This window comes from Promicromonospora kroppenstedtii DSM 19349 (assembly GCF_000515355.1).
Taxonomy (GTDB): domain Bacteria; phylum Actinomycetota; class Actinomycetes; order Actinomycetales; family Cellulomonadaceae; genus Promicromonospora; species Promicromonospora kroppenstedtii.
This window is the reverse complement of the sequence record NZ_KI911760.1, coordinates 68,125-71,749: the sequence shown is the minus strand read 5'-3', so window position 1 is coordinate 71,749 and position 3,625 is coordinate 68,125. Positions and strand designations below refer to the sequence as shown.

The following is a 3,625-nucleotide window of genomic DNA, read 5'->3' as shown; positions in this document are numbered from 1 at the left end:
GTGCCGCCGGGCGACACCCGGGACGCGGCGCCCGCCCCGGCACGACGCCCGCCCCTGGGCGTCAGAGCCCGCCGCGGCCTGAGCCGGTGGCTGCTCGTGCTGCTGCTGGCCGTCCTGAGCGTGCCGTTCGTCTTCCCCACCTGGTGGATGGCGACGTCCAGCCTCAAGCCGATGAGCGAGATCCTGCGCCGGGTGCCGACCATCTGGCCGCAGGAACCGTCCCTGGAGGCCTACGGCCGGGTGTTCACGCTCCAGCCGTTCGCGCAGCAGTACTGGAACTCCCTGTACATCGCGGTGCTGGTCACCGTCGGCACCATGCTCGTGGCGGCGATGGCGGGCTACGCGTTCGCGCGGATCCGCTTCCCCGGTGCCAACGCCCTGTTCGTGCTGGTGCTCGTGGGCCTGCTGGTCCCGTCCGAGGTGACGATCGTCCCGCTGTTCCGCATCGTCAACAGCCTCGGGCTCATCAACACCCACTGGCCGCTCATCGTCATCCCCGTGCTCGGGGCGCCCGCCGTGCTGGCCGTGTTCATCACGCGCCAGTTCTTCCTGGGGCTGCCCACGGAGCTGGAGGAGGCGGGCCGGATCGACGGGCTGGGCCGCTGGGGCGTCTTCTGGCGCATCGCGCTCCCGCTGTCCCGGTCCGCGCTGGGCGCCGTGGCGATCTTCACGTTCCTCAAGTCCTGGAACCTCTACCTCGAGCCCATCGTGTACCTCTCCAGCAAGGAGAACTTCACGCTCCCGCAGGCCCTGACGCAGTACGTCGACGCGTACGGCGGTCCCATGTGGAACGTCCAGCTAGCAGCGACGACGCTCACCGTGCTGCCCGTCCTGGCCGTCTTCCTCCTGGCGCAGAAGCAGTTCGTCCAGGGCCTCGCGCACAGCGGTCTCAAGGGCTGACCGACGGCGGCACGCCGGCTGGCGTGCCGCCGTCCGCTCGCCGGGGTGAAAAGCAGGTGTGGTGCTAACGTGAAGCGTTCTGTATCGATCGCTTCACATGTAAGGAGTCCTGGCCTTCCCTGTGTGACCACCCGGCAGACCCGGGCGGAGCGGAGGGCCGTTGTGATGAGTACCTCAGAATCCACCAAGACCCTGCTGGGACGCGTCCAGCGCGCCGCCCGGCGAGTCGAGCGGGCCGCGCTCGGCCCGCAGGACCAGCGCGTCGGCACCGACCGGATCGTCTTCGGCGTCGCAGGTCTTATCGCGCTCGCGTTCATCGTCTGGGGCTTCGCCAGCCCCGACAGCCTCGGCACGGTGGCGGACAGCGCGCTCAACGGCGTCCTGAAGAACTTCGGCTGGCTGTTCGTCACGGCCGCCACGATCTTCACCGTCTTCGTCATCGTGGTCGCGATGGGCAGGTTCGGCAAGATCCCGCTGGGTCAGGACGGTGAGAAGCCGCAGTTCTCGACCCCGTCGTGGATCGCGATGATGTTCGCGACCGGCATGGGCATCGGCCTCATGTTCTACGGCGTCGGCGAGCCCCTCTACTTCTACATGGCGCCCCCGCCCGGCACCGTCGACGGCTCCACGCCCGCCGCCGCGGCCACGGCGATGGGGCAGACCCTCTTCCACTGGACCCTCTACCCCTGGGCCATGTACGCCATCGTGGGTCTCGGCATGGCCTACGGCACCTACCGCCTGGGCCGCGCGCAGCTGTTCAGCTCGATGTTCACGTCGCTGTTCGGCCGCAAGGCGGTCAACGGCGCGGGCGGCCGGGTCATCAACATCCTCGCGATCCTCGCCACCCTGTTCGGCTCCGCCTGCTCCCTGGGCCTCGGCGCCCTGCAGATCGGCGGCGGCATCCAGCACTCGGGCATCATGGAGTCCGTCGGAACGGCCACGCTCGTCATGATCATCGCGATCCTGACCTGCCTGTTCGTCGTCTCGGCCGTGTCCGGCATCGAGCGCGGCATCCAGTGGCTGTCCAACGCCAACATGTGGCTCGCGCTGCTGCTCGCGATCATCGTCTTCATCGGCGGACCCACGCTGTTCATCCTCAACGTGCTGCCCGCCTCGCTCGGCGCGTTCGTCGGGGACCTGCCCGAGATGGCCTCGCGGACCGCCGCGTCCGGCGACCAGTCGCTCGCGGACTGGATGGGCTCCTGGACCATCTTCTACTGGGCCTGGTGGGTGTCCTGGACGCCGTTCGTCGGCCCGTTCATCGCCCGTATCTCGCGCGGCCGCACCGTGCGCCAGTTCGTCACCGGCGTGCTGCTGGTGCCCTCGATCGTGTCGACCATCTGGTTCGCGATCTTCGGCGGCGGCGCCATCGGCCTCCAGGAGCGCGCCGAGCAGGCGCAGGACGCGGGCAAGGCCCTCGCCGCCATCGGGGAGGGCGGGGCCGACATCAACTTCGACCTCATCTTCTTCCAGACGCTCGGCGCCCTGCCGGTGCCCGGCTGGGTGGGGGTCGCGCTGATGATCCTCGCGGTCGTGCTGGTGGCCATCTTCTTCGTCACCGGCGCCGACTCCGCCTCGATCATCATGGGCGGGCTCTCCGAGAACGGTGCCGAGGAGCCCACCAGGAAGTCGGTGATCTTCTGGGGCGTGAGCACCGGTGCCGTGGCCGCCGCGATGCTGCTGGCCGGCGGCGACGATCCAGCCGCAGCCCTGAACGGCCTGAAGAACATCACCATCGTCTCCGCGCTGCCGTTCGTCGTGGTGATGCTCGTGCTCTGCGTGGCGTTGTGGAAGGACCTCTCGAGCGACCCGCTGGTCCTCAAACGGGAGCTGGCGGTGCAGGTGCTGGCCGAGACGGTCGACACCGGCGTCGAGAAGCACGACGGCGAACCGTTCGAGCTCTCCACCTCGGCGTCGTCCGCCACGGAGGATGCCGACGACACCCCGGCCACCCCGGAGAACGGCGTCCCGGTGGTCGCCGACGGCGGCGTCATCGCCAAGGACTGAGGTGAAAATCCGTTGCCGGGCCTCGGCCCGGCAACGGAGCATCAGCCCATGACCGATCTCTCGCGCCTGCTGAAGGCGTACGACGAACAGCTCCGCACCGACGCCGAGACGCCCAGCGCCGTCTCCGTCACGCCGCTGGGGCCCCTGCGGCTCGTGACCTTCCTGGGCGGGCGGGGCTTCGTCACCTACCGCGACCTCGGCGGCGCCGACGAGGCGCGCGTGCGCGAGCTGGTCGACGACGCCGTGGCCCACTTCCGGGCCGACGGCGGCATCACGAAGGTCGAGTGGAAGACCCGCGGCCACGACCACGCACCCGGGCTGCACGAGGCCCTGCTGGCACACGGGTTCGAGCCCGAGGAACCGGAGTCGATCATGATCGGCGAGGCCCAGGCCCTCGCGGTCGACGTCCCGCTGCCCGACGGCGTCACCCTGCGCCGCGTGACCGAGGAGCCGGACGTGCGCGCCATGTGCGCCATGCAGGACGAGGTGTTCGGCAGCCCGGTCTCGGACAGCACGGCGAACGCGATCCTGCGCCGGCAGGCGATCGACCCGAGCATGGAGCTGTGGGTCGCGGAGGCCGACGGTCAGATCGTGACCGCGGGCCGGCTGGAGCCCGTGCCGGGCACCGACTTCGCCGGGATCTGGGGCGGCAGCACCCGTGCCGAGTGGCGCGGCCGGGGCATCTACCGGGCGCTGACGGCGGCCCGCGCGCGCGCGG

At 70.2% G+C, this 3,625-nt stretch carries 3 protein-coding genes; all 3 read left to right on the top strand.

Annotated elements, in window-relative coordinates; all coding sequences use genetic code 11:
- The coding region (locus PROKR_RS27590; protein ID WP_342665919.1) for a carbohydrate ABC transporter permease at window positions 1–900 on the top strand (900 nt) is incomplete at its 5' end.
- A 165-nt stretch (window positions 901–1,065) separates the two neighbouring features.
- Window positions 1,066–2,907 carry a BCCT family transporter gene (locus PROKR_RS27585; protein WP_036970287.1) on the top strand — a complete coding sequence of 614 codons (1,842 nt, stop codon included), beginning with the start codon at window positions 1,066–1,068 and terminating at the stop codon, window positions 2,905–2,907.
- A 48-nt stretch (window positions 2,908–2,955) separates the two neighbouring features.
- A partial coding sequence (locus PROKR_RS27580) for a GNAT family N-acetyltransferase (protein ID WP_036970285.1) occupies window positions 2,956–3,625 on the top strand: 670 nt, incomplete at its 3' end.

Bases quoted from the DNA above. Each gene is read 5' to 3' on its own strand.
- PROKR_RS27585 (WP_036970287.1), top strand. From the start codon at position 1,066: ATGAGTACCTCAGAATCCACCAAGACCCTGCTGGGACGCGTCCAGCGC.